20 protein-coding genes are annotated in these 23699 nt (G+C 57.4%); 7 read left to right on the top strand and 13 right to left on the bottom strand.

Annotation, left to right across the window (positions count from 1 at the left end):
* Nucleotides 1–40: 40 nt before the first annotated feature.
* From ENTCL_RS07765 to ENTCL_RS07755, 3 genes are read left to right on the top strand one after another with little or no spacing between them, the layout of a single operon-like run.
* A complete protein-coding gene (locus ENTCL_RS07765) occupies nt 41–1282 on the top strand; it encodes an NAD(P)-dependent oxidoreductase (protein WP_013365562.1) in 1242 nt (413 codons plus the stop codon).
* A complete protein-coding gene (gene preA / locus ENTCL_RS07760) occupies nt 1276–2511 on the top strand; it encodes an NAD-dependent dihydropyrimidine dehydrogenase subunit PreA (RefSeq protein ID WP_013365561.1) in 1236 nt (411 codons plus the stop codon). Before ENTCL_RS07765 ends, preA begins: the two co-directional genes overlap by 7 nt.
* A gap of 48 nt (nt 2512–2559) precedes the next feature.
* Nucleotides 2560–3009, top strand: a complete 450-nt coding sequence (locus ENTCL_RS07755) for a DUF1097 domain-containing protein (protein ID WP_013365560.1) — start codon at nt 2560–2562, stop codon at nt 3007–3009.
* A 48-nt stretch (nt 3010–3057) separates the two neighbouring features.
* Here the strand turns inward: ENTCL_RS07755 and mglC are convergent, their stop codons facing one another.
* The 7 genes from mglC to ENTCL_RS07720 all read right to left on the bottom strand — a co-directional run bounded on the left by mglC (nt 3058) and on the right by ENTCL_RS07720 (nt 11265).
* A complete protein-coding gene (mglC, locus tag ENTCL_RS07750; protein ID WP_013365559.1) occupies nt 3058–4068 on the bottom strand; it encodes a galactose/methyl galactoside ABC transporter permease MglC in 1011 nt (336 codons plus the stop codon).
* Nucleotides 4069–4083: 15 nt separating this feature from the next.
* Nucleotides 4084–5604, bottom strand: coding sequence for a galactose/methyl galactoside ABC transporter ATP-binding protein MglA (gene mglA / locus ENTCL_RS07745; protein WP_013365558.1), 1521 nt, complete (start codon nt 5602–5604; stop codon nt 4084–4086).
* A 99-nt stretch (nt 5605–5703) separates the two neighbouring features.
* Entirely contained in the window at nt 5704–6702 is a 999-nt protein-coding gene (gene mglB, locus ENTCL_RS07740; RefSeq protein WP_013365557.1) for a galactose/glucose ABC transporter substrate-binding protein MglB, read from the bottom strand.
* Between the two features lie 283 nt (nt 6703–6985).
* Complete coding sequence (galS, locus tag ENTCL_RS07735; RefSeq protein WP_013365556.1) at nt 6986–8008, bottom strand: HTH-type transcriptional regulator GalS; 1023 nt, start codon at nt 8006–8008, stop codon at nt 6986–6988.
* Between the two features lie 155 nt (nt 8009–8163).
* Complete coding sequence (yeiB, locus tag ENTCL_RS07730) at nt 8164–9321, bottom strand: DUF418 domain-containing protein YeiB (RefSeq protein ID WP_013365555.1); 1158 nt, start codon at nt 9319–9321, stop codon at nt 8164–8166.
* Nucleotides 9322–9343: 22 nt separating this feature from the next.
* A complete protein-coding gene (gene folE, locus ENTCL_RS07725) occupies nt 9344–10012 on the bottom strand; it encodes a GTP cyclohydrolase I FolE (protein WP_013365554.1) in 669 nt (222 codons plus the stop codon).
* A 104-nt stretch (nt 10013–10116) separates the two neighbouring features.
* Nucleotides 10117–11265 (bottom strand): YbfB/YjiJ family MFS transporter, encoded by a 1149-nt coding sequence (locus ENTCL_RS07720; RefSeq protein WP_013365553.1) that lies wholly within the window; start codon nt 11263–11265, stop codon nt 10117–10119.
* Nucleotides 11266–11405: 140 nt separating this feature from the next.
* Here ENTCL_RS07720 and fghA point away from each other — a divergent pair, with 140 nt between their 5' ends.
* Complete coding sequence (gene fghA, locus ENTCL_RS07715; protein WP_013365552.1) at nt 11406–12242, top strand: S-formylglutathione hydrolase; 837 nt, start codon at nt 11406–11408, stop codon at nt 12240–12242.
* Between the two features lie 36 nt (nt 12243–12278).
* Here fghA and cirA read toward each other — a convergent pair whose 3' ends face one another.
* The 3 genes from cirA to yieE all read right to left on the bottom strand — a co-directional run bounded on the left by cirA (nt 12279) and on the right by yieE (nt 17020).
* A complete protein-coding gene (cirA, locus tag ENTCL_RS07710) occupies nt 12279–14243 on the bottom strand; it encodes a catecholate siderophore receptor CirA (protein ID WP_013365551.1) in 1965 nt (654 codons plus the stop codon).
* 293 nt (nt 14244–14536) lie between these two features.
* The gene (lysP, locus tag ENTCL_RS07700) at nt 14537–16006 is read right to left on the bottom strand and encodes a lysine-specific permease (RefSeq protein WP_013365550.1); all 1470 of its coding nucleotides are present in this window, start codon (nt 16004–16006) and stop codon (nt 14537–14539) included.
* 147 nt (nt 16007–16153) lie between these two features.
* Nucleotides 16154–17020 carry a DNA-binding transcriptional regulator YeiE gene (yieE, locus tag ENTCL_RS07695; RefSeq protein ID WP_013365549.1) on the bottom strand — a complete coding sequence of 289 codons (867 nt, stop codon included), beginning with the start codon at nt 17018–17020 and terminating at the stop codon, nt 16154–16156.
* 123 nt (nt 17021–17143) lie between these two features.
* On the opposite strand from yieE, the gene ENTCL_RS07690 reads away from it, so the two are divergent.
* The 3 genes from ENTCL_RS07690 (at nt 17144) to ENTCL_RS07680 (ending at nt 20219) form a co-directional block, all read left to right on the top strand.
* Nucleotides 17144–18193: a YeiH family protein gene (locus tag ENTCL_RS07690; RefSeq protein WP_013365548.1), complete on the top strand. Its 1050-nt coding sequence runs from the start codon at nt 17144–17146 to the stop codon at nt 18191–18193.
* Nucleotides 18194–18265: 72 nt separating this feature from the next.
* On the top strand, nt 18266–19123 hold the full coding sequence (gene nfo / locus ENTCL_RS07685; protein ID WP_013365547.1) for a deoxyribonuclease IV: 858 nt from the start codon (nt 18266–18268) through the stop codon (nt 19121–19123).
* Between the two features lies 1 nt (nt 19124).
* Entirely contained in the window at nt 19125–20219 is a 1095-nt protein-coding gene (locus ENTCL_RS07680) for a sugar kinase (RefSeq protein WP_013365546.1), read from the top strand.
* 34 nt (nt 20220–20253) lie between these two features.
* On the opposite strand, the gene ENTCL_RS07675 is transcribed toward ENTCL_RS07680, so the two are convergent.
* The 3 genes from ENTCL_RS07675 to ENTCL_RS07665 form a co-directional block, all read right to left on the bottom strand.
* Complete coding sequence (locus ENTCL_RS07675; protein WP_013365545.1) at nt 20254–21504, bottom strand: NupC/NupG family nucleoside CNT transporter; 1251 nt, start codon at nt 21502–21504, stop codon at nt 20254–20256.
* 96 nt (nt 21505–21600) lie between these two features.
* Nucleotides 21601–22536 carry a pseudouridine-5'-phosphate glycosidase gene (locus ENTCL_RS07670; protein WP_013365544.1) on the bottom strand — a complete coding sequence of 312 codons (936 nt, stop codon included), beginning with the start codon at nt 22534–22536 and terminating at the stop codon, nt 21601–21603.
* Complete coding sequence (locus tag ENTCL_RS07665; RefSeq protein ID WP_013365543.1) at nt 22529–23464, bottom strand: pseudouridine kinase; 936 nt, start codon at nt 23462–23464, stop codon at nt 22529–22531. The genes ENTCL_RS07670 and ENTCL_RS07665 overlap by 8 nt, the downstream gene beginning before the upstream one ends.
* Nucleotides 23465–23699: the final 235 nt, after the last annotated feature.

Genomic DNA, 23699 nt, shown 5'->3' with positions numbered 1-23699 from the left:
CGTACCTGCCTTAATTACCCTAATCATTAAGGAATGCACTATGTCGCAAAAAAACTATCAGGATGAGCTCATTCCCGCTTTTACGCCGCTGTTGGCGATCAAAGAGGCTTCCCGCTGTTTACTCTGCCATGACGCGCCGTGCAGCCAGTCCTGCCCGGCGCAAACCGACCCTGGAAAATTTATCCGTTCTATTTATTTTCGTAATTTTAAAGGCGCCGCCGAAACCATTCGTGAGAATAATGCGCTGGGCGCCGTCTGCGCCCGCGTCTGTCCGACGGAAAAACTGTGCCAGCGCGGCTGCACCCGTTCAGGAATCGATAAACCGATTGATATCGCGCGGTTGCAGCGTTTTGTGACCGATTTTGAGCAACAGACGGCAATGCGTATCTATCAGCCTGGCCGTAAAGATAAAGGCAAGGTGGCTATCGTCGGCGCTGGCCCCGCCGGGTTACAGGCGAGCGTTACCCTTTGCAACCTCGGCTATGAGGTCACCATTTTCGAAAAAGAGGCGCAGCCGGGCGGCTGGTTGCGCCACGGCATTCCAGAGTTTCGCCTGCCGCAGTCGGTGCTGGATCACGAGATCGCCCGCATCATTGCAATGGGGGTAAACATTCAGTGCCACAGCGAAGTAGGCACAACGCTGACGCTTGCGCAGCTGAAAGCGGAGTATCGCGCCGTCCTGCTGACCGTCGGTCTGTCGCAGGGGTTAACGCTGCCGCTGTTTAACGACGCCGGATCGGTCGAAATCGCCGTCGACTTTTTACAGCGCGCCAGCAAGGCCAACGGCAATATCGCGGTTCCACAAAGCGCCCTGATCGTCGGCGGCGGCGACGTGGCGATGGACGTCGCCAGCACGCTGAAGCTGCTGGGCTGTGAATCCGTTACCTGCGTGGCGCGCGAAGAGCTGGCGGCGTTCCCCGCCAGCGAGAAAGAGTTCGCCACCGCGCAGGCGCTGGGCGTATCCATCATTGACGGCTTCACGCCGATCGCCGTCACCGGAAATAAAGTCACGTTCAGGCACGTGCGTCTGCCCGGCGAACTGACGCTGGCCGCCGGGCACATTATCCTCGCCGTCGGCCAGCGCGCCGGACTGGAAGCATTTCCTGATATCACCTCGCAGCGCAATACCGTGGAAACGCAGCATTATCAGACCACCGACCCCGTCCTGTTTGCCGCAGGCGATATTATCCAGGGAGATAAAACCGTGGTTTACGCGGTAAAAACCGGGAAAGAAGCCGCTCAGTCCATTCATCACTATTTAGAGGAGGCTTGCTCATGTTAACGAAAGATCTGTCGATTACCTTTTGCGGCGTGAAATTCCCCAATCCGTTCTGCCTCTCCTCTTCTCCGGTCGGCAACTGCTATGAGATGTGCGCCAAAGCCTACGATACCGGCTGGGGCGGCGTGGTGTTTAAAACCATCGGTTTCTTTATCGCCAATGAAGTTTCTCCGCGCTTTGACCATCTGACAAAAGAAGACACCGGGTTTGTCGGCTTTAAGAATATGGAGCAGATAGCCGAACATCCGCTGGCGGAAAACCTGGCGGCGATCCGCCGGCTGAAACAGGACTACCCGGACAACGTGCTGATCGCCTCCATCATGGGGGAAAATGAGCAGCAGTGGCAGGAACTGGCGCATCTGGTGGAAGAAGCCGGCGCGGATATGATCGAATGCAACTTCTCCTGCCCGCAGATGACCTCGCACGCGATGGGCAGCGATGTCGGGCAAAGCCCGGAGCTGGTGGAAAAATACTGCCGGGCGGTAAAACGCGGCTCAACCCTGCCGATGCTCGCAAAAATGACGCCAAACATCGGCGACATGTGTGAGGTCGCGCTGGCGGCGAAACGCGGCGGCGCGGACGGTATTGCCGCCATTAACACCGTCAAATCGATTACCAATATCGACCTCAACCAGAAAACAGGCATGCCGATCGTCAACGGCAAATCCAGCATTTCCGGTTACTCCGGCAAAGCGGTGAAGCCTATCGCCCTGCGCTTTGTGCAGCAGCTGCGCACCCACCCGGAGCTGAAGGATTTCCCCATCAGCGGCATCGGCGGCATTGAGAACTGGGAAGACGCCGCCGAATTTTTACTGCTGGGCGCCGCTACGCTTCAGGTCACCACCGGCATCATGCAGTACGGCTACCGCATCGTAGAAGATATGATAAGCGGCCTGTCGCACTACCTTGCCGATCGCGGATATGCCGCGCTGGATGAGATGGTCGGCCTGGCGAATAGCAACATCGTTCCGGCCGAAGAACTGGATCGCAGCTATATCGTTTATCCGCAGATTCACCTGGATAAATGCGTGGGCTGCGGTCGCTGCTATATCTCCTGCTACGACGGCGGCCATCAGGCGATGGAGTGGAATGAGGACACCCGCACGCCGCACTGCAATACCGAAAAATGCGTGGGCTGTTTGCTGTGCGGGCACGTTTGTCCGGTTGCCTGCATCAGCCTCGGCAATATCGCGTTTAAACCCGGCGAAAAAGAGCACGCCGTCACCCTTTAACGCCTTACACGTTTCCGGCCCGCGCGGGCGGGCCGGAAGGACATCGCTATGAGTACTCTTGTCGCAATTGCACTGACCACTGGCATTTTATCCGGTATCTGGAGCTGGGTTGCCGTGACGCTGGGGTTACTCAGTTGGGCGGGTTTTCTTGGCTGTACCGCGTATTTTGCCTGCCCGCAGGGCGGCCTGAAGGGGCTGGGCATATCCTGCTGCACGCTGCTGAGCGGCGTCTTCTGGGCGGAGGTGATTATCTATGGCAGCGCCGCCGCCCCTGCGCTCACGGCGGTCGGCTATCTGTTGACCGCCATCGTGGCCTTCGTCATGTGCATTCAGGCCAAAAACGGATGGCTCTCTTTTGTCCCCGGCACGTTTATCGGCGCCTGCGCAACCTTCGCCAGCAACAGCAACTGGCAGGCGGTGCTGCCTTCGCTGCTGGTCGGCCTGTTTTTTGGCTACGCCATGAAAAACAGCGGACTGCTCATCGCCCGCAAACCATAAGACACAGCCCGGCGAATGCCGGGCTGTGTCTCTGCCTGATAAGCGGAATTACTTCTTACGCGCGTACTTCAGGGAATCCAGCGCCACCGCGAAGATAATGATGGCGCCTTTAATAATATACTGCCAGTACGGGTTCACGCCGATGTAGGTCAGACCGTAGTTGATAACGGTAAAGATGATAACACCGGTCACCACGCCGATAACCGTACCGACGCCGCCGCTAAAGGACACCCCGCCCACCACGCAGGCGGCAATCGCATCCAGTTCGTACATAAAGCCGAGGTTGTTGGTGGCTGAGCCGATACGACCCGCTTCCAGCATCCCGCCGAAGGCGTAGAACACGCCGGACAGGGCGTAAATCATCAGCAGGTTCAGCGCGACGTTAACGCCGGACACTTTCGCGGCTTCCGGGTTGCCGCCGATAGCGAAGATGTTTTTACCAAAACGGGTTTTATTCCACAGGATCCACACGAACACGATGGCGATAAGCGCATAGAAGGTGATGTAGGATAAGCGGAATCCGCCAAGCGCGATAAACCCTTGCGCAAAGGTCGAGAAGTGCGAATCAAACCCGGAGATAGGCGATGCGCCGACGAAGTCGTAGTACAGGGAGTTGATGCCGTACACGATAATCATCGTACCCAGGGTGGTGATAAACGGCGTCACGTTGAGGTAGGCGATGATAATGCCGTTAACCAGACCGATAATGGCGCCAATCGCGCAAACAATCAGGATGACCAGCGGAATCGGCATGGTCGCCATATCCGGGAATACCTTGTTTGCGTTATCCACGGACTGCAGCAGCGTAGCGGCGATAACCGCCGCCAGACCGACCTGACGACCAGCGGACAGGTCCGTCCCCTGGGTGACGATAAGACCGGCGACGCCCAGCGCGATAATAATACGCACTGACGACTGGGTCAGGATGTTACTCAAGTTCAGCAGACTTAAGAACGTGGGGTCCTGGAAAATAATAATGGCCAGTAACACTAAAAGAACAACGTAGATACCGCCTTCTTTCAGATAAGTGAGAAAACTTTTTTTATTTAACGCACTCATTTGGAGCCCCTGATCTTAAAGGTGCAAAGACGCAAGACGTAAAATTTCGTTCTGCGTTGTGGTTTTAGTTTCAACAATTCCAGCGACAAGGCCATTGCTCATTACCAGAATACGGTCAGTGATCCCAAGCAGCTCCGGCATTTCGGAGGAAATAATAATGATCCCTTTTCCTTTCTTCGCCAGTTCGGCGATGAGCTGATAAATTTCAAACTTGGCACCGACGTCAATACCGCGCGTCGGTTCGTCGAGCATCAGAATTTCCGGCTGGGTCAGCAGCCAGCGGCCGATGATCACCTTTTGCTGGTTACCGCCGGAAAGCGAACCGATTTGCGTACGGTGGCCCGGCGTTTTGACGCGCATGGAGTCAATCACCCACTGGGTGTCGCTCTTCATACGGGAGTTATCGAGTAATCCGATTTTGCCTTTGTAATTGCGAATATTAGAAATCAGCGAGTTAAAGCCGATATCAAGGTAGGCGTAAATCCCCGTTGAACGGCGCTCTTCGGTCACCAGCGCAAAGCCGTGGTTAATGGCTTCGTTGGCGTTATGGTTATTAATTTTTTTGCCGTGCAGCGTAATAGTGCCATCCGATTTTTCACGGATGCCGAACAGGGTTTCGACAATATCAGTGCGCTTCGCCCCCACCAGACCGGCGATACCCAGAATTTCGCCTTTATGCAGGTCAAAGGAGATATCGCGAATGGACGGCTGGCGCAGCGACGTCAGGTTACGCACTTCGAGAATCACTTCTCCGGGCGTGTTTTGTTTATCCGGGAAGCGCTGGTTCAGCGAGCGCCCTACCATCATGGCGATAATCTTATCCATATCCAGCCCTTCCAGCGGCTGTGTGGCAATCCACTGGCCGTCGCGCAGGATGGTAATTTCATCGCACAGCTGGAAGATCTCTTCCATCTTGTGGGAGATATAGACAATACCGCAGCCGCGCTCTTTCAGCTTACGGATAATTTTAAACAGATGGTTGACCTCTTTTTCCGTTAAGGACGAGGTCGGTTCATCCATAATAACGATTTTGGCGTTATAGGAGAACGCTTTCGCAATTTCGATCATCTGCATCTGCGAGACGGAAAGCGTACCGACGCGCGCCCGCGGGTCGATATCGATATCCAGCTCGTCAAAAATCGCTTTGGTGTCGCGGTACATTTTGTCCTGATCGACAAACATGCCTTTGGTGGGGTAGCGCCCCAGCCACATGTTGTCCATCACCGACCGCTGCAATACCAGGTTCAGCTCCTGGTGCACCATGGAAATCCCATTTTCCAGTGCTTCTTTCGCAGAATGAAAATCGATCTCTTTTCCCTGAAAAATAATACTACCGGAATCTTTTTGATAGATTCCAAACAGGCATTTTAATAACGTTGATTTACCGGCGCCGTTCTCCCCCATTAATGCGTGAATGGAGTGAGGACGCACCTTTAAATTAACATTATCGAGCGCTTTTACGCCGGGAAATGATTTGTTGATGTTGCTCATTTCCAACAAGAATTCGCCGGACGATTCTGTGTTATTGCTGACCATAGTTAACCCTGGCTGCGCGAGTGTTGCCCGTGCTGAACATCCAGCACGGGGTTAAGTCATTATTACATTACGACGGGCGCCAGGACGGCGCCCTGATAATTACTTACCGATGAACTGCGCCAGGTTGTCTTTATCAACGCCGACGTAAGGAATACGGACAACCTTGTTCTCGATTTTCCACTGGGTTCCCGCCGCAGGCTCTTTACCCGCAGCCAGGTTTTTAGCCAGATCGAAGGTCGCTTTCGCCTGGTTGTTGGCATCGTTCAGCACGGTACCGGCCATAGCGCCGGATTTCACCAGCGCCAGCGCTTCCGGCAGGGCATCAACGCCAAACACAGGAATGCTGGACTTGTTGTGCGCTTTCAGCGCTTCTACAGCACCCATTGCCATCGCATCGTTGTTGGCGATAACCACTTCGATTTTGTTGGCGTTCGGACCGGAGAGCCAGGCATCCATTTTGTCTTTAGCCTGTGCGGTATCCCACATTGCGGTATCCATCTGCAGCTGCTCAGTCTTAATGCCTTTGTTGTTCAGCTCTTTGATAACGTAGGTGGTGCGCGCTTCCGCATCCGGATGGCCTGGTTCGCCTTTCAGCAGCACATACTGAATCTGACCGTCTTTGTTCAGATCCCAGTTCTTATTCGCTTCCCAGTGCTTGGCGATCAGGTCACCCTGGATAATACCGGATTCTTTAGAGTCGGTGCCCACGTAGAACGCTTTGTCGTAGCTGTCCAGCGCCTTACGAGCAGGCTCTTTGTTGAAAAAGACCACCGGTACGTTCTGCGCGCGGGCTTTTTCAATCACGGTGCCTGCGGCAGCCGGGTCAACCAGGTTGATGGCCAGCGCCTTCACGCCTTTCGCCAGCAGCACGTCAATCTGATCGTTCTGCTTGGACTGGTCGTTCTGGGAGTCGTTCATCAGCAGCTGTACGTCCGGGGAGGCTTTCGCGTCTTTCTCAATCGCCTTACGCACAACCGACATGAAGTTGTCGTCATATTTGTAAATAGTGACACCGATACGCGTGTCAGCAGCGTGTGCAGCGGCACCGAAAAACATGCTTGCCATCAGAGCAGACAGGGTTAACACCTTCTTATTCATGGTATCTCCGGTTTTATTATGCAGGGTAGTTTCTCGGCGGGCAAAACGTTAAAGGGTTGTTACTGACCGCCGAAGTAAATTTATAAAAATACGTTCTTCCGTGTTCGGTAACGCTCCCGAAGTGCGTTTAAATGATAGTTCAGCGCGCTGTCGTTATGGGAAAAGTGATTAATCACCGTTACATAGCGTTTCAGCCTTACAAACGCTGCCATCATAGCCAGCGCAATGTTAAGATACTGTGAATTTACTCACAGATTGAAAGCGGTTACATTCCGCCGTATCGTCAGTTAGTGATCGGCCCCACAGATTGCCGCTGGGCGACAGAATGGCGGCGTACCAGCGTCGGCATGAAGCAGTGGCTGGCGCTGGCATCCAGCGTGCCCGCCGCGCCCATCAGCGCCAGCTCTGTCGCCAGCTTTGCCATGGAAACGATGGGATAGCGCACGGTCGTCAGCTGCGGGTCGGTGTAACGGGCGATGGGAATATCGTCAAAGCCGATCAGCGACAAATGCTGCGGCACCGCAATCCCGTTATCCTTAAGCGTCGTCAACGCCCCGGCCGCCATATTGTCATTGTAGGCAAAGACTGCCGTGAGTCCCAGGTTGCGCCCAAGCAGCTCCACCATTGCCGCTTCGCCGCCCTGTAAGTCCGGCGTACCGGTGCCAACCCAGCTCTCAGGCGCGATAATCCCCTGCTCGCTGAGCGCCCGCTGCCAGCCCTCGCGCCGCATGGCGTCATCTTCAATGCGGTGGCTGGACGAGAGGTAGCCGATGCGCTGGTGCCCCTGGTTGAGCAGCATCCGGGTCGCCATCATCGCGCCGCTGATGTTGTCTAACCCAACGCAGCGATGGGCGTATCCCGGAACAATACGGTTAATCAGCACCATGCCAGGGATCTGCGCCATAAAGGCGGAAATCTCGGCGTCGCTTAGCGCTTTTGAATGAACAATCAAGGCGTTGCAGCGCTGGCGTATCAGCACTTCAATGGCGTTGCGCTCCTTCTCCGCCTCGTGATAGCTGTTGCCGATAAGCACATTTTTCTGAAACTGCTGGGCAACGGTATCCACCGCCTTCACCAGCGCGCCGAAGAAGGCATCGGAGACGTCCATCACCACCACGCCAATCGTATCGCTGACCTGCGTCGCCAGCGCCTGCGCATTGGCGTTTGGCCGGTAGCCCAGCGCGGATACGGCCTTCATGACCGTCTCGCGGGTTTCAGGGCTTACCAGCGGACTGTCGTTCAGTACTCTGGAGACGGTCGCGACGGAAACACCCGCCTGGCGCGCCACGTCACGAATGGTGATCATAGCCACCAGCCTGTTGAATATTGCAGTAACTCACGATCGCCCCCTGTGTTTAGCAAGGAGGCTATTCTGGCAGCGAGTCGGTATGCGCTACGTGAAGAAGCTCACAAGGATGGAAACGGTTACATCCGTTTTGTTAATGATTGTGATCCAGATCGTTATCTGGATGTTCTGGAAAGTGTTGCCCCGGCAGCATGCGCGGTTAGCTGCCGCCATACCCACTCCACGGGGCCCTGGCGCCAGTAGCGTAACCAGATAACCGAAAACAGCACGTTGACCAGCCACACGGCGGGAACGAAGGTCAATAGCGAGAAACGGTCAAATTTCATAAATAAATCAAACCGGTAAAACAGGGTTGTGCAAACTAATGACTGCAGCAGATAGTTGGACAGCGCCATGCGCCCCACGCAGGCGATAGCGCCAACAAGGCGCGAACCGCAGATCTGCGGCCAGAAACCGTAGGCCAGCGCGGCATAGCCAATCGTCTGAAACGGCGCGGAAAGCTCGCGCGGCGCCTGCAGCAGGAACGCGCACCAGCGGTAATCCCAGCCCAGCCGCCACTGGGCGACGATCGCCGGCAGGTTGATCAGCATCCCGATCGCCACCAGCAGCGCCCCCGTTTGCCGGTAATGGCGCAGGCTGAACTGACCTTTCAGCCAGCCGCTGCGCATCAGCGCCGCGCCCATCAGCATCATCCCGGCCAGCTGCCAGCCGTATTGAGCACCAAGCGCCAGCAGGTTATCGGAAAGCATGTCCGCGCGGTTGCTGATGGCCTCAACGCCGCCGGTGAATTTCCAGAACTGTTCATACTGCAAATTCGCAGCGTCCGGCACCCACGACCGGTTCGTCGCCGTACCGGAAATCATCCCTAACAGCAGCAGCACGCCAACGCCCATCAGGTACAGCAGCGCGCCGGTGTTGAACAGGGATTTCACGTTCTGCGCGTCGCGCACCATCCGCCAGCACACCAGCCCCACCAGCGCGTAGGCCAGCAGGATATCGCCATCCCAGAGGAACAGCGCATGGCAAAAACCGAGGATAGCCAGCAGCGAAAGCCGCGACTGGATCCAGCGCTTACCGCGCGCCAGCAGCATCTGCAGCCCGGCGCCAAACAGCAGCGCGAACAGGGTGAGGAATTTCACCTGCACAAGCAGGTCGAGGATAGCCCAGGTCCAGGCGTCGCGACGGGTGATGTCGCCGTACCAGGCCGGGTTGAGGTAGGCCGCCTTCGGCAAGCCGAAGGCGGTGATATTGAGCAGCAGGATCCCAAGAATCGCGACGCCGCGAACGAAATCGAGCGTGACGTTTCTTTCCATGTCTCCCCTGCCCGGCACGAAATTAGTTGTGGTGGCGTACAGCGCGCAGGAACTCCTGGCGAGTGTTCTGGCTCGATTTAAACAGCCCGCCCAGCGAGGTGGTGGTGGTTGCGCTGGTGGCATCGCGAATACCGCGCGCTTTCACGCAGTAATGCACCGCATCGATAGAGACCGCCACGTTGTTGGTACCAAGCAGCGTCTGCAGCGCTACCAGAATCTGCTGGGTCAGACGTTCCTGCACCTGCGGACGCTGGGCGAAGAACTGGACGATGCGGTTGATTTTCGACAGCCCGATAACGGACTCTTTCGGAATGTAGGCGACCGTCGCCTTACCGTCGATGGTGACAAAATGGTGTTCACAGGTGCTGGTAAGCGTGATATCCCGCACCGTGACCATTTCATCCACCTTCATTTTGTTTTCAATGACGGTGATTTTGGGGAAATTGGCATAATCGAGACCGGAGAAAATCTCATCGACGTACATTTTTGCGATGCGATGAGGGGTTTCCATCAGGCTATCGTCGCTGAGATCAAGATTCAGCAGTTGCATGATTTCGGTCATATGACCCGCAATCAGCCGTTTACGCGTTTCGTTATCCGCCTCAATGGCTGACGGGCGCAGCGGCGTTTCCAGGCCACGAGCAACCAGGGCCTCATGAACGAGTGCGGCTTCTTTACTCAGTGATGACATATTATTTTTCTCCTGCAGGTGTGGCGACCTCAGCTCTTCTGGGAGCAAAGTGTTTACTCATTGTGCGTGAGGCGGCGCACAGAATCCAGTATTCGCGTCGATAATTATTGTAATTGCTGCTGCCTTTCATCGGCTGGCCGCCAGACCAGCGCGCCGCCCGCCAGCAGGGCCAGCGCCGCGATCCCCAGCGCCGGTTCCAGACGCTGGGTCAGCCATGTCGACAGCGCCGAGGTCATCGGCCCCACCAGCTGTCCGATGGCATAGCCGGTGGTCAACAACCCGGCCATATAGCGGGTATGCTGCGGCGCCAGCTCGCGACCGTAAAGCAAGGAGAGCTGCACCGCGCACAGGAAGCCGCCGCCCACCAGCAGCGCGCCCGTTACCAGCCCGCTCATTCCCGGCATCAGCCAGGCGGCCAGAACCCCAGCCGCCTGCAGCCACAGTACGATAGCCAGCCGCTGGTAGCTGTGTCCGACGTGGCGCAGCGCGATGCTGAGCGCAATGCCGACCACCGCCGCCGCGCCGAAAATCGGCCAGACGAACTGGGCGAACGCGCTGCCGGGAAAACGCGCCGTCGCCATCTGCGATAAAAACGTCGCTGGCAGAATATAGCCATAGCCCGCCAGGCTGTAGCTCCAGACCAGACGCTTCAGGTTGCCGGTCAGGCGCAGCGGTACAGGCTTAACGTCGGGGCGGTGCAGGTCTCCCGGGCGCGGCAGCCAGCGAGAGATAAACGCGATCAGCGCCAGCGCCAGCAGGCCGTAAAGCAGCCATCCGGCGGAGGCGCTCAGGGCGTGCGCGTGGATATATACCGCCAGCAGGCCGCTCACGGCGATCCCGGCGCCCGGTCCGGCGAAAACCGCGGCGCTTAAGCCGGGTTTGCCGGCATGGGCCAGCTGTTCATTGGTCCAGGCCGCCGTCAGCACCATCGCCCACCCGCTCATGCAGCCGATCGCCAGGCGCAGCAGGCCGTGCAGCCAGGCGGTATCCACAACGGCAGAGAGCAGGGTCAGCGCCACGGCGCCGATAAGCCCGGCATACAGCCGCCCTTCCACCCCGCGATGCGCGCGCATCGCATCCCAGGCGCCAAACAGATAGCCAAAATAGTTCATCGCGGCAACCAGCCCCGCGGAGGTCAGCGTCAGCTGGCCGTCGGCGATCATCAGCGGCACCTGGGGGGTGAAGGCAAACCGGCCAATCCCCATGACCACCACCAGCATAATGAACCCGCAGAGCGCAATGCGCAGCGCCATGACAACCCCTGAGCGTTAACATAAAGTTATATTTATGATGCAACATGTAAACAAAATGCGGAAGTGAAAGTTACTCACCGCACATGAATTATCTGTATGATGAACCAACGCATTTTCACTCATCGAACCGGGAGCCATGCATGGAACTGCTCGAAGAGCACCGCTGTTTTGGAGGCTGGCAGCAACGCTGGCGGCACGACTCCACCACCCTGAACTGCGCCATGACGTTCAGCATTTTTTTACCGCCGCCGCGCGACGATAGCCCGCCGCCGGTGCTGTACTGGCTGTCCGGACTGACCTGCACTGACGAAAATTTCGCCACCAAGGCGGGCGCGCAGCGCGTCGCCGCAGAGCTGGGCATCGCGCTGGTGATGCCGGATACCAGCCCGCGCGGCGATGCGGTGGCCGACGATCCGGCTTACGATCTCGGCGCAGGCGCAGGCTTTTACCTCAATGCGACCGAAGCGCCGTGGGCCGCGCATTACCGGATGTATGACTATCTGCGCGACGAGCTGCCGCAGGTAGTGAACGCCAGCTTTACCGTCGCGCCGCGCTGCGCCATTTCGGGACATTCGATGGGCGGCCACGGCGCGCTGCTGCTGGCGCTGAAAAACCCTGGCCGCTATGCCAGCGTTTCCGCCTTCGCGCCGATCGTAAACCCGGCGCAGGTGCCCTGGGGACAGAAGGCGTTTCGCGCTTATCTCGGTGATGACCCTGACCGCTGGCTGGAATGGGACAGCTGCGCGCTGATGCGCGCAAGCCTGCCTGAGCACGCCATCGCAACGCTTATCGATCAAGGGGATAACGATCGGTTTTTGGCCGAGCAGCTGCAACCCGCGGTGCTTGCCGAAGCGGCGCGCCAGGCCCAGTGGCCGTTGACGCTGCGCATCCAGCCGGGCTACGACCACAGCTACTGGTTTATCGCGAGCTTTATTGAGGATCATCTCCGCTTCCATGCGGAGCATTTGCTGAAATAGTCCATTCTCCCTCTCCGGCAGCGGAGAGGGATTCACTCAGAAGCGATAGTCCAGCGCCATAAAGTAGCGACGCCCGTCTTCGGTGTAGCTGTAGTCGTCGCGGTTGAGATCTTTATCGGTCAAGTTCAGCACGCCCGCCCGCACCTTCACGCTTTTCGTCATCTGCCACGCGGCGCCGCTGTTCCAGAGAACGTAGCCGCCCGGCGTCGGGCCGCCGTCAACTTTCGCCCGCTGTTCGCCGGTGTAGTTGGCCTGGACGTAGAACGACCAGTCCTCGGTCGCCTGCCAGTCCACGGTGCCGTTGGCCGTGTGGAACGGCAATTCGGACAGCGGTTTGTTGCCGCCGTTGCTCAGATCGCGGCCATCGTTATAGGTGTAGTTCAGGGTCAGCTTCCAGTCCTCAGCCACCGGGACCTTCAGCTCGGTTTCCACGCCGCGAATGCGCGCTTTATTGACGTTGTAGTAGCGGAAAATCGGCTCGCCGTCGGCGTTGAGCCCTACGTAGTTCGGGTAGTTCTTCGCATCCTTGACCTTCGCCGTACGGCTGATGCTGATACGGTCATCCACGTTGTTCTGGAACGTGGTGATGCTGCCCTGTACGCCGTCCAGCCAGCCCTCTTCCCCGGCGTAGTACAGCCCCAGCTCATAGTTTTCGCTGGTTTCCGGCTTCAGGTTCGGGTTACCGACGATTTCACAGGCGCCGCGGCAGGAACCGGTGGTCCAGTCAGGGCTTAGCTCCAGCAGCGATGGCGCCTTAAACGCATTCGCCCAGCCGCCTTTCACCGTCAGCGTATCGGTGGCGTTATAGACGAGGTAAGCGCGCGGGCTCCAGTGGTCGCCGTAGGTTTCGTGATCGTCCATGCGCACGCCGGTGGTCAGCGCCAGCGGCTCGAAAATACGCCATTCATCCTCAAGGAACAGCGCATACTGGCTGGCGGAGGTGCTTCCGCTGCCCTGCAAATTCACCGGGTCTTTAAGCCTGTCGTGGCGCCACTCGCCGCCGAACGTCAGCAGTTGGTTAATCATCGCCAGCGGCAGGACATATTTACCGTCGACGGCGTTGCTTTCAGAGGTAATCGTACCGGCCTGCGACGGGTTTTTGTTATCCACTTTTTCGCCGTAGAACTTAAGCTCGCTGTTGCCGACGTCCCAGCGGCCGTTGTGCGACAGGGAGTAGTTCTGCCGCTCAAGGCGGTTTTTATCCAGCGAATCGGAGTCCCTGTCCTGGCGGTCAAAGCCGTAGCCCGCGGTGAAATCATGGTTCTCATTCGGCGTCCAGGCGAATTCGACGTTGGCGTCACGGCTGGTGAAGCCTTCGATGCGCGGGGTTTCGCCGGACGCGGCGGTGCTGGACGTCTGCTGATTGTCTTTTTCGCGCTTCGAGAGGTTGCCGTAGGCCTTCACGCCGAGCAGGCCGTCAATCAGCGGGCCGCTGGTGAAGAACTGGCCGTTCCAGGTATCGCCGCGGTCGCGGTGTTCCTGCACGGTGGCATCCGCCGTCATTGAACCGTGCCACTGCTGACCAATCTTTTTGGTGATGATGTTGACCACGCCGCCGAGAGCGTCGGAGCCGTACAGCGAGGACATCGGCCCGCGCACCACCTCAATACGTTCAATCGCGTCGACCGGGATCCAGTTCAGATCGAAATCGTTATGGCGGAATACCGCATTGCGCGAGTTCACGCGCTTACCGTCCACCAGAATCAGGGTGTAGCTGCTGTCGAGGCCGCGCAGGCTGACGCCTTTACGGTTATCGCCTTCGTTGGTGAGCTGTACGCCGGGAACGTCGCGCAGCACATCTTTCAAATTCTGCACCGGACGGCGCTGTAAATCCTGCTGCGTAATGACGCTGATGCTTGCAGGCGCGTCCTTCACACTCTGTTCCGTCGCGGCGGCGGTCACCACCATCGTATCGCTGTCGCCTGCCGCAGCGGCCGGTAGCGCCAGCGACATTGCGGATGCGCACAATCCGCCCCGAACCAAAGGGTTTAACCTGAACATTCCATATCTCCATGAGGTAAAAACAAACAAGAAAGAAAAAACTCACATGCTTATCCGCCCACCTTTTGCGGCAGACGTGGCTGTTTTAGGGTTATGCAGATGTGGCTGGTCACCCTTGTTCGTTGCATTCCTCGAACAAGATGCGGAGAGTGGCTTCATCCTGAAATTGGCAAAGATGATAAAGATAATGATAACAATTATCAATTTAATTGTCATAAAATATGTCTGATTTACAGTTCAGACATAAAAAAACCCTCTCGGCTGAGAGGGTTTTGCGGGAAAGTCGGTATGGCTTAGTGCTTAAAGCGTTCCGGGAAATGCATCTCGCTATAGCGAACGAAGCGGGTCCCTTTCACCAGCCGGTAGCCAAACCAGATAACCAGGAACAGCGGGATACCAATATAGGTTGCCGCGACGCCGCCCCAGTCGATGGTGTCCTTGAGGAACGCTTCGTAGTTCTGGCCGAGGGTGATAATCAGGCACAGCACGAAGGCGAAAATCGGCCCCAGCGGGAAGAACCCGGAGCGGTACGGCAGATTGTTCAGATCGTGCCCCTGCATCACGTAGCCGCGGCGGAAGCGATAATGACTGATAGCGATGCCCAGCCAGGCGATAAAGCCCGTCATCCCGGAAGTGTTCAGCAGCCACAGGTAGACGGTCTGGTTGCCGAACATCGAGGTCAGGAAGCACAGCATCGCAATGACCGTCGTGGCATACAGCGCGTTACGCGGTACGCCGCCGCGGGACAGTTTGGCGAAAATGCGCGGCGCTTTGCCGTCGCAGGCCAGGGTGTAGAGCATACGGGTAGACGCGTACATCCCGGAGTTACCCGCCGACAGCACCGCCGTCAGGATAACCGCATTCATCACCGCCGCCGCAGACAGCAGACCGGCATGCTGGAACACCAGGGTGAACGGACTGACGGAGATATCTTTGACGTCGTTGCGCAGCAGGCTCGGATCGGTATACGGAATGATCAGGCTGATAATCAGAATCGCGAACACATAGAACAGCAGGATTCGCCAGAACACCTGGCGCACCGCGCGCGGAATGTTCTTTTCCGGATCTTCGGATTCACCGGCGGCGATACCAATCAGTTCAGTGCCCTGGAAGGAGAAGCCGACGATCATCGCCACGCCTATCATCGCCGCAAAACCTCCGGCAAACGGCGCATCGCCTGTCGTCCAGTTGCTCCAGCCCACCGGCTGCGAGCCCTTAAAGATGCCGAAGATCATCATGACGCCGACGATGATGAAGATAATCACCGTCGCGACTTTAATCAGCGAGAACCAGTACTCCGCTTCGCCGAATCCCTTCACGGAGATGTAGTTCAGCAGGAAGATAAGGCCGAGGAACAGCGCACTCCAGATCCAGCCCGGGGTGTCAGGGAACCACCAGCTCATCACCAGCTGCGCGGCGACGAGGTCAACGGCGATGGTGACCGCCCAGTTGTACCAGTAATTCCAGCCCAGCGCGAAACCGAAACCCTCTTCAACGTAATTCTGTCCATAGGTCGCAAAAGAACCGGACACCGGCATAAATGCCGCCAGTTCGCCAAGGCTGGTCATCAGGAAGTACACCATCAGACCGATCAGAATATAAGAAAACAGCGCGCCGCCCGGGCCCGCCTGCGAAATGGTTGCCCCTGAGGCAACAAACAACCCTGTACCGATAGAACCGCCAATGGCGATCATCGTCAGGTGACGCGCCTTGAGTTCACGACGTAGCGTGGGCGCTTCTGTGGTTTTAATTTCGGAAACCATATAAAAATGCTGTCCATCCAAAAAATGAGGCGCGATTGTAGCAGACGAAAATCTATCCTTCCGGCAGAAATGCGCAGTTATAAGAGAGCTTCATGATAAAGCGCAAATTATAAGTGAACGCCTTACCAGTAACGTTAGTTTTGTGGTTTAAATGTTGCAATAGCGTAAAAAACGCTGCATGGCGTTCGAAACATGCTTTTGCCGATGGTGGATACACCACAGCATGCGCTTGAGACCGGGCAGCGGTACCTGTATCTCGGCCAGCGCCCCGCTGTCGAGCTGTTCCGCGATCACCCGCCGTGACAGACAGCTGATCCCAAGGCCGTGACGCACCGCATGTTTGATGGCCTCTGAATTGCCAAGCTCCATGCCCAGATGAAACTCCGGCAGGTGGGAAAGCAGAAGGTAATCAACGATTTCCCGCGTGCCGGAACCGCGCTCGCGCAGGATCCAGGGGGCCGCCGCCAGCCTTGCCAACGTCACCTCCCCTTCCAGTAGCGGCGATCCCGGCGCGGCAAACACCACCAGCTCATCCTCAAGCCAGGGCTCCGTCACGATTTCCGCCGCATGGCACGGCCCTTCGATCAAGCCGATATCAACCCGGAAATCCGCCACCGCATTGATAACGTCCTGGCTGTTGCCAACGCTCAGCTCCAGCGGCAGCGCCGGGAAATCACGGCGGTAGCGGGCGATAACCTCCGGCAGGATATAGTTGCCGATAGTGCTGCTGGCATAGACCCGCAGCGCGCCGTTGTCTTCACGAAACAGCTGCTCGATTTCATTGCCCTGCTCCAGCATCGCCAGCGCGCGCGGGTACAGCAGACGACCATGCTCATTCACCACCAGCCGTTTGCCGACGCGGTCGAAAAGCTGAACGCCGAGCTGACCTTCAAGATCGGTCAGCGCGGCGCTGACCGCCGACTGCGACAGCGCCAGCATCTGCGAGGCCTGCGTCGTCGAACCGCTTTTCAGCACTTCAGCAAAAACTTCCAGCTGCCGTAGCGTGATATGCATAGGGATACCCCAGAAAGTGAAGTGTGACAGATATATTACTTATTTCGATTGATTATAAACATATAATCAATTTTATATTTAAACCAGAGCGGCGTAACCTTTTACACAGCAAAGGAGAAGGTTATGACTGAACTCACCCTCAATAGACATCGACGTACACTCTGGCATTTTGTTCCCGGCCTTGCGCTGACTGCCGTTATCACCGGCGCCGCCCTGTGGGGCGGCAGCATTCCTGCGGTGGCTGGCGCAGGCTTCAGCGCCCTGACGCTGGCGATTCTGTTCGGCATGGTTATCGGCAACAGCGTCTATCCCAAAATCTGGCAGCCCTGCGACGGCGGGGTGCTGTTCGCCAAACAGCATTTGCTGCGTCTGGGCATCATTCTTTATGGCTTTCGCCTGACGTTCGCGCAAATTGCTGACGTTGGCGTCAGCGGCATCCTGATTGACGTGCTGACGCTCTCCAGCACCTTTATTCTGGCAAGCTTCCTCGGCCAGAAGGTGTTCGGCCTCGACAAGCACACCAGCTGGCTGATTGGCGCGGGCAGCAGCATCTGCGGCGCGGCGGCGGTGCTGGCGACGGAGCCGGTGGTGAAAGCCGAAGCCAGTAAGGTCACGGTCGCCGTGGCGACGGTGGTCATCTTCGGCACCATTGCCATCTTCCTGTACCCGGCGATGTATCCGCTGCTTGCCCACTGGTTCAGCCCGGAAACCTACGGCATTTACATGGGTTCCACCATGCATGAAGTGGCGCAGGTAGTGGCGGCAGGTCATGCGGTCAGCCCGGACGCGGAAAACGCGGCGGTGATCGCCAAAATGCTGCGCGTGATGATGCTGGCGCCGTTCCTGCTGATTCTGGCAGCCCGCGTGAAGCAGCTGGCGCCGGCCAACGGCGCCGAGAAAAGCAAAATCACCATCCCGTGGTTTGCCATTCTGTTCATCGTGGTGGCGATTTTCAACTCCTTCCACCTGCTGCCGAAAAGCATCGTGGATATGCTGGTCACGCTGGATACCATCCTGCTGGCGATGGCGATGGCGGCGCTGGGTCTGACCACCCACGTCAGCGCGCTGAAAAAGGCGGGCGCCAAACCGCTGCTGATGGCGCTGGTGCTGTTCGGCTGGCTGATTGTCGGCGGCGGTCTGATTAACGTCGTGGTCCACGCCATTCTGGCATAAACCGCTATATCCTCCTCCTGTTAACCCGCTATCATTAGCATTTCCCCTTTGGCGGGTTTAACAGGAGTCCTTATGAAATACATTGGAGCGCACGTCAGCGCCTCCGGCGGCCTTGCAAACGCCGCCATTCGCGCCGCCGAGATTGGCGCCACCGCCTTCGCCCTGTTCACCAAAAACCAACGCCAGTGGCGCGCCGCCCCGCTTACGCCGGAAATCATCGACGACTTCAAAGCGGCCTGCGAGAAGTATCACTATGGCCCCGGGCAGATCCTCCCTCACGACAGCTACCTGATAAACCTTGGCCATCCGGTGGAAGAGGCGCTGGAAAAATCCCGCGAGGCGTTTATTGATGAGATGACCCGCTGCCAGCAGCTGGGGCTTAAGCTTCTGAACTTCCACCCGGGCAGCCACCTGATGCAGATCGCGGAAGAGGAGTGCCTGGCGCGCATTGCGCAATCCATCAACATTGCGCTGGCGCAGACCGAGGGCGTGACCGCCGTTATCGAAAATACCGCCGGTCAGGGCAGCAACCTGGGCTTTAAGTTTGAACACCTGGCGGCGATCATCGACGGCGTGGAGGATAAATCCCGCGTCGGCGTCTGCATCGATACCTGCCACGCCTTCGCCGCAGGCTACGACCTGCGCAGCGCCGACGCCTGCGCAGCGACCTTCGCGGAGTTTGAGCGCATTGTCGGCTTCCAGTACCTGCGCGGCATGCACCTTAACGATGCGAAAAGCGCCTTCGGCAGCCGCGTCGACCGTCATCACAGCCTCGGCGAAGGCAATATCGGCCACGACGCCTTCCGCTGGATCATGCAGGACAAGCGCTTTGACGGTATTCCGCTGGTGCTGGAAACCATTAACCCGGATATCTGGGCGGAAGAAATCGCCTGGCTGAAAGCGCAGCAGACGGAAGAGGCGACGGCCTGAGATGAACGACAGGGAGAAGCGGATCCTCAATATTCTGCGCCGTAACCCGCTGATTCAGCAGCATGAGATTGCCGATATCCTGCAAATCAGCCGCTCGCGGGTGGCCGCGCATATCATGGATCTGATGCGCAAAGGCGCGATTAAGGGTAAAGGGTATATCCTCACCGAGCAGGAGTACTGCGTGGCGCTTGGCGCCATCAACATGGATATTCGCGGTATGGCCGACATCCACTACCCGCAGCCGGCGTCAAACCCGGGCAATATTCTCTGCTCGCCGGGCGGCGTTGCGCGCAACATCGCGCATAATCTGGCGCAGCTCGGGCGCGATGTGCACCTGATTTCCGCCGTCGGCAGCGACTTCTACGGCGAGACGCTGCTTGAGCAGACGCGCCAGGCGGGCGTCAATGTGCAGAGCTGCATTCGCCTGCACGGGCAGAATACCGCCACCTACCTGTCTATCGCCAACCCGCAGGAGGAGACCGTACTGGCGATCAACGATACCCATATTTTATCGTCGCTCACGCCGCAGCTGCTGAATCAGTCCCGGGATCTTCTGGCCCATGCGGGTGTGGTGCTCGTCGACTGCAACCTGACGGAACAGGCGCTGGAATGGGTGTTTACGCAGGCTCAGGCGCATGCCGCCCCGGTGTTTGTCGATACGGTCTCCGAGTTTAAAGCGCACAAAATCCGCCCGTGGCTTTCGCGCATCCATACCCTGAAGCCCACCCGTCAGGAGCTGCAAATCCTCTGGGGACAGCCTGTCGTCAGCGAGGAAGACCGTCTGGCCGCCGTACAGTGGCTGCACGAGCGGGGCACGCAGCGCGTTGTGGTGTGCCTCGACGACGACGCCGTTTTCTGTAGCGACATCAGCGGCGAACATTTCCAGCTCGCCCCGCCCGACCATACCGCCGTCGACAGCTTCGGGGCGGATGATGCGCTGATGGCAGGGCTGCTGTATGGGTATCTGGAAGGGAATGATTTTGCCGAGAGCGCGCGATTTGCGATGGCCTGCGCCGCTATCGCCCGCGCCAGCGACAGCATTAATAACCCGTCGCTGTCGGTGGAGAATGCGCAGGCGCTGCTGCCGGTTGCCTGACGCCGCGCACCGCCTGGGCGGTGCGCGGTGGGATTTACGCCAGGCCGATAAAGAACCCGGCGATGGTGGCGCTCATCAGGTTCGAGAGCGTTGCCGCCGCCAGCGCCCGCAGCCCCAGCTGGGCGATTTCCGGCGCACGCTTTGGCGAAATCGCGGAAAACGCCCCGACCACCACCCCGATGGAGCCAAAGTTGGCGAAACCGCACAGGGCGAACGAGATAATTGCAATGGTCTTCATATCCAGCGTTCCGCCCGCCTGCAGATACGGCGAGAAGTTGAGATAAGCCACGAATTCGTTAATCGCCAGCTTCTGCCCAATCAGGCTGCCCGCCAGGGTAGCTTCATGCCAGTCCACGCCCATAATCCAGGCCAGCGGCGCCAGAACCCAGCCGAAGATCCCTTCAAGCGTGGCGTGGCCATAGCCGAACCAGCCGCCAACGCCGCCGATAATGCCGTTGATCATCGCGATAATGGCGACAAACGCCATCACCACCGTCGCCACGCCGGCGGCGATTTTCAGGCCGGTCATCGCGCCGCTTGCCGCCGCTTCAATGATGCTTTTTGGCGGCGTTTCGGTAAAAGAGAGATTGTCGAACGTCACCTTTGATTCTTCCGTCGCCGGGCTCAGCATACGCGCGAACAGAATACCGCCGGGGATAGCCATCAGGGAGGCTGCCAGCAGATAATCAATCGGTACCCCCATCCCCGCATAACCAATCATCATCGACCCGGCAATAGAGGCCATCCCGCTACAAATAGCGGTAAACAGTTCGTTACGGTTAAGACGGTCAATAAACGGCTTCACGATGGCCGGAATTTCGTTTTGCCCGAGGAAGATAGTGGTAACTGCGACGAACGATTCAATTTTGCTGATGTTCAGCGCCTTCTGGAAAATACCGCCAAGCACGCGGATCAGCAGCCCCATGACGCCGATGTAGTAGAGCAGGCTGATAAGCGCCGTCACAAAGATGATGGCGGGCAGTACGCGGAAAGCGAAGATAAACCCGGCGCCGTCAAACAGTACATCCATTTTGGGCCCCACCAGCGAGCCGAAGATAAATGCGCTTCCCGCGTCGCTGTAGGACATCACCTTATGAACGCCAAGCGCCGCTTGCTCAACCAGCCATTTCCCCGGCGGGAAATAGAGCATGATCCCACCGATAGCAATTTGCAGAACCAGCGCCGCCCCGACGGTACGCAGGCTGATACGTTTTTTATTGACTGACAGCAGGAACGCGATTGCCAGCAGGACCAGCATACCCACAACACTTCTCATTATGTCCATAATGATTTTCCCTTCATGCCAGGAAACCCGGCGTAAACGCCAGGTTTTGGTATGGTTGCTATTCGCGGGCGACAGCTCTCTGCCCATGAGGTTTTATCACGCGAGGCGCTGATACTCCTTCGCGATCTCGCAGGCCAGTACGGCGTTGTTGAACACCAGCTGAATATTGGATTTCAGGCTGTCGCCGCCGGTGAGTTCCGCTACGCGCGCCAGCAGGAACGGCGTGCTCTCTTTCCCCACCACGCCCTGCTCTTCGGCTTCCTTCACGGCGCGATCGATAGCCGCGTTAATTTTCTCTTCCGCCATGGCAAACTGCTCGGGGATCGGGTTGGCCACAACCAGACCACCGTTCAGGCCGGCCTGCCACTTCACCGCCATCGCCCGGGCGATATCTTTCGCGCTGTCCAGACGAATGCTGACGTCATACGGACTGGTGCGACAGAAAAACGCCGGTAGCGCGTTGGTCTGATAACCAATGAGCGGCACGCCAAAGGTTTCCAGATATTCCGTGGTTAAGCCCAGGTCGAGAATAGATTTTGCACCAGCGCAAACCACCGTGACATTGGTATGCGCCAGCTCCTGCAGGTCAGCGGAAATATCAAACGTGTGTTCCGCTCCGCGATGTACGCCGCCAATCCCGCCGGTAGCAAATACCTTAATTCCGGCCAGCGCGGCGATAATCATGGTGGATGCCACCGTAGTGGCGCCATTTTTTCCGGCGGCCACCACAAACGGTAAATCGCGACGGCTGACTTTTGTCACATTATGCCCTTCGCGACCCAGAAGCTCTATTTCCTCGCGGCTTAAGCCGACCTTCATTACGCCGTGAATAATGGCAATCGTCGCCGGAACCGCCCCGTGACGGCGAATAGTTTCTTCAACCTCAAGGGCCGTCTGCGCATTTTCCGGAAACGGCATACCGTGAGAAATAATAGTGGACTCGAGCGCGACGACCGGCTGATTATTCTTCAGCGCCTGCTGTACTTCTTCAGAAACCTGTAATAACTCAGGGGAAATTGTCAATTCAGGCATGATTGTTCTCCACTAATTCGTTAACTTTTGCATAAGATAACTCAGGGTTATTTGTAAATTCGGACGACAGCGCGAGCGATGAACAGCCCTGCGCAAACCGTACCGCATGTGAAAATGAGCTGCCGTCGACCCAGCAGGCGGCAAGGCCAGCCATCATGGCGTCACCGGCGCCGGTCACGTTGACGACATGGGTTTTCAGCGGCGGCGACCAGCCGCGCTCGCCCCCTTTTTCGCTGTAATAAACGCCGTCGCCGCCCATGCTCAGCACCAGGCGTCGCAGGCCATGCAGGTGGAACCAGTCCGCAACCTTACTGACCTCGCTGCTGCCGGACAGCGAGATCCCGCTCAGCGTTTCCGCCTCAAGTCGATTTGGCTTCAGCGTGTGAATGCGCCCCAGATGCTGGCGAATTTTGACGCATTTCCAGGCCGACACCGGGTCGACAAACACGGGCGTCTGGCCCACATTGCCCATCAACCAGGCGAGCGCGTCTTCACTGATGTTGCAGTCCACGACGATCACCGTGGCCCCGCGAATAAAGGCGAGATGCTGCTGTAAAAACGCTGGCGTAATATGTTCCGTAATACTCATATCGTTAATAGCGACCAGCATCTCCCCGGTATTATCGAGCAGCGACAAATAGCTCGAGGTTCCTTCCCCGGGAACGACCTGACATTTATCGACATGCACGCCGGATGTTGCCGTTTGCGCTAATAGCGATTGACCATAAAAATCATCACCAACCACCGACAGCAGCCACGAGTCTTTATTTAACAGCGCCAGGTTCTGAGCGATATTCCGCCCTACGCCGCCCGGCGTATATTTTATTTTTCCCGGATTGGAGTCGGCATAATTTAATGACGCGTGAGAATATCCGGCCACGTCCATATTTGCTGAACCAATGGTAACGATGTACTTATTTTCAGGCATAGAAATACCCTCTGGCATACAAAACGCCCGGACAAAGGAATGTTCAAGTAAATCTCAATCGTGTTCTGTCGCTAACCCACCCCTTACAAACACATGTTCATATGTGAACATGTGTTTAATCTATAGCGGACAAAAACAAAGTAAAGGGATCACCGGCAGGATTGTGAAATGAATATGAACAGAATCACAATTTTTTACCGATACAGTTTGTTCTCAGCAAAAAAATTGGGATGGA

The sequence above is a fragment of the [Enterobacter] lignolyticus SCF1 genome, assembly GCF_000164865.1.
Classification (GTDB): domain Bacteria; phylum Pseudomonadota; class Gammaproteobacteria; order Enterobacterales; family Enterobacteriaceae; genus Enterobacter_B; species Enterobacter_B lignolyticus.
This window is presented reverse-complemented; position numbering and strand designations above follow the sequence as displayed.

What these genes read in the sequence shown, in the direction of transcription:
- ENTCL_RS07765 (WP_013365562.1), top strand. Translation starts at nt 41, where the DNA reads ATGTCGCAAAAAAACTATCAGGATGAGCTCATTCCCGCTTTTACGCCG.
- preA (WP_013365561.1), top strand. Translation starts at nt 1,276, where the DNA reads ATGTTAACGAAAGATCTGTCGATTACCTTTTGCGGCGTGAAATTCCCC.
- ENTCL_RS07755 (WP_013365560.1), top strand. Translation starts at nt 2,560, where the DNA reads ATGAGTACTCTTGTCGCAATTGCACTGACCACTGGCATTTTATCCGGT.
- mglC (WP_013365559.1), bottom strand. Translation starts at nt 4,068, where the DNA reads ATGAGTGCGTTAAATAAAAAAAGTTTTCTCACTTATCTGAAAGAAGGC.
- mglA (WP_013365558.1), bottom strand. Translation starts at nt 5,604, where the DNA reads ATGGTCAGCAATAACACAGAATCGTCCGGCGAATTCTTGTTGGAAATG.
- mglB (WP_013365557.1), bottom strand. Translation starts at nt 6,702, where the DNA reads ATGAATAAGAAGGTGTTAACCCTGTCTGCTCTGATGGCAAGCATGTTT.
- galS (WP_013365556.1), bottom strand. Translation starts at nt 8,008, where the DNA reads ATGATCACCATTCGTGACGTGGCGCGCCAGGCGGGTGTTTCCGTCGCG.
- yeiB (WP_013365555.1), bottom strand. Translation starts at nt 9,321, where the DNA reads ATGGAAAGAAACGTCACGCTCGATTTCGTTCGCGGCGTCGCGATTCTT.
- folE (WP_013365554.1), bottom strand. Translation starts at nt 10,012, where the DNA reads ATGTCATCACTGAGTAAAGAAGCCGCACTCGTTCATGAGGCCCTGGTT.
- ENTCL_RS07720 (WP_013365553.1), bottom strand. Translation starts at nt 11,265, where the DNA reads ATGGCGCTGCGCATTGCGCTCTGCGGGTTCATTATGCTGGTGGTGGTC.
- fghA (WP_013365552.1), top strand. Translation starts at nt 11,406, where the DNA reads ATGGAACTGCTCGAAGAGCACCGCTGTTTTGGAGGCTGGCAGCAACGC.
- cirA (WP_013365551.1), bottom strand. Translation starts at nt 14,243, where the DNA reads ATGTTCAGGTTAAACCCTTTGGTTCGGGGCGGATTGTGCGCATCCGCA.
- lysP (WP_013365550.1), bottom strand. Translation starts at nt 16,006, where the DNA reads ATGGTTTCCGAAATTAAAACCACAGAAGCGCCCACGCTACGTCGTGAA.
- yieE (WP_013365549.1), bottom strand. Translation starts at nt 17,020, where the DNA reads ATGCATATCACGCTACGGCAGCTGGAAGTTTTTGCTGAAGTGCTGAAA.
- ENTCL_RS07690 (WP_013365548.1), top strand. Translation starts at nt 17,144, where the DNA reads ATGACTGAACTCACCCTCAATAGACATCGACGTACACTCTGGCATTTT.
- nfo (WP_013365547.1), top strand. Translation starts at nt 18,266, where the DNA reads ATGAAATACATTGGAGCGCACGTCAGCGCCTCCGGCGGCCTTGCAAAC.
- ENTCL_RS07680 (WP_013365546.1), top strand. Translation starts at nt 19,125, where the DNA reads ATGAACGACAGGGAGAAGCGGATCCTCAATATTCTGCGCCGTAACCCG.
- ENTCL_RS07675 (WP_013365545.1), bottom strand. Translation starts at nt 21,504, where the DNA reads ATGGACATAATGAGAAGTGTTGTGGGTATGCTGGTCCTGCTGGCAATC.
- ENTCL_RS07670 (WP_013365544.1), bottom strand. Translation starts at nt 22,536, where the DNA reads ATGCCTGAATTGACAATTTCCCCTGAGTTATTACAGGTTTCTGAAGAA.
- ENTCL_RS07665 (WP_013365543.1), bottom strand. Translation starts at nt 23,464, where the DNA reads ATGCCTGAAAATAAGTACATCGTTACCATTGGTTCAGCAAATATGGAC.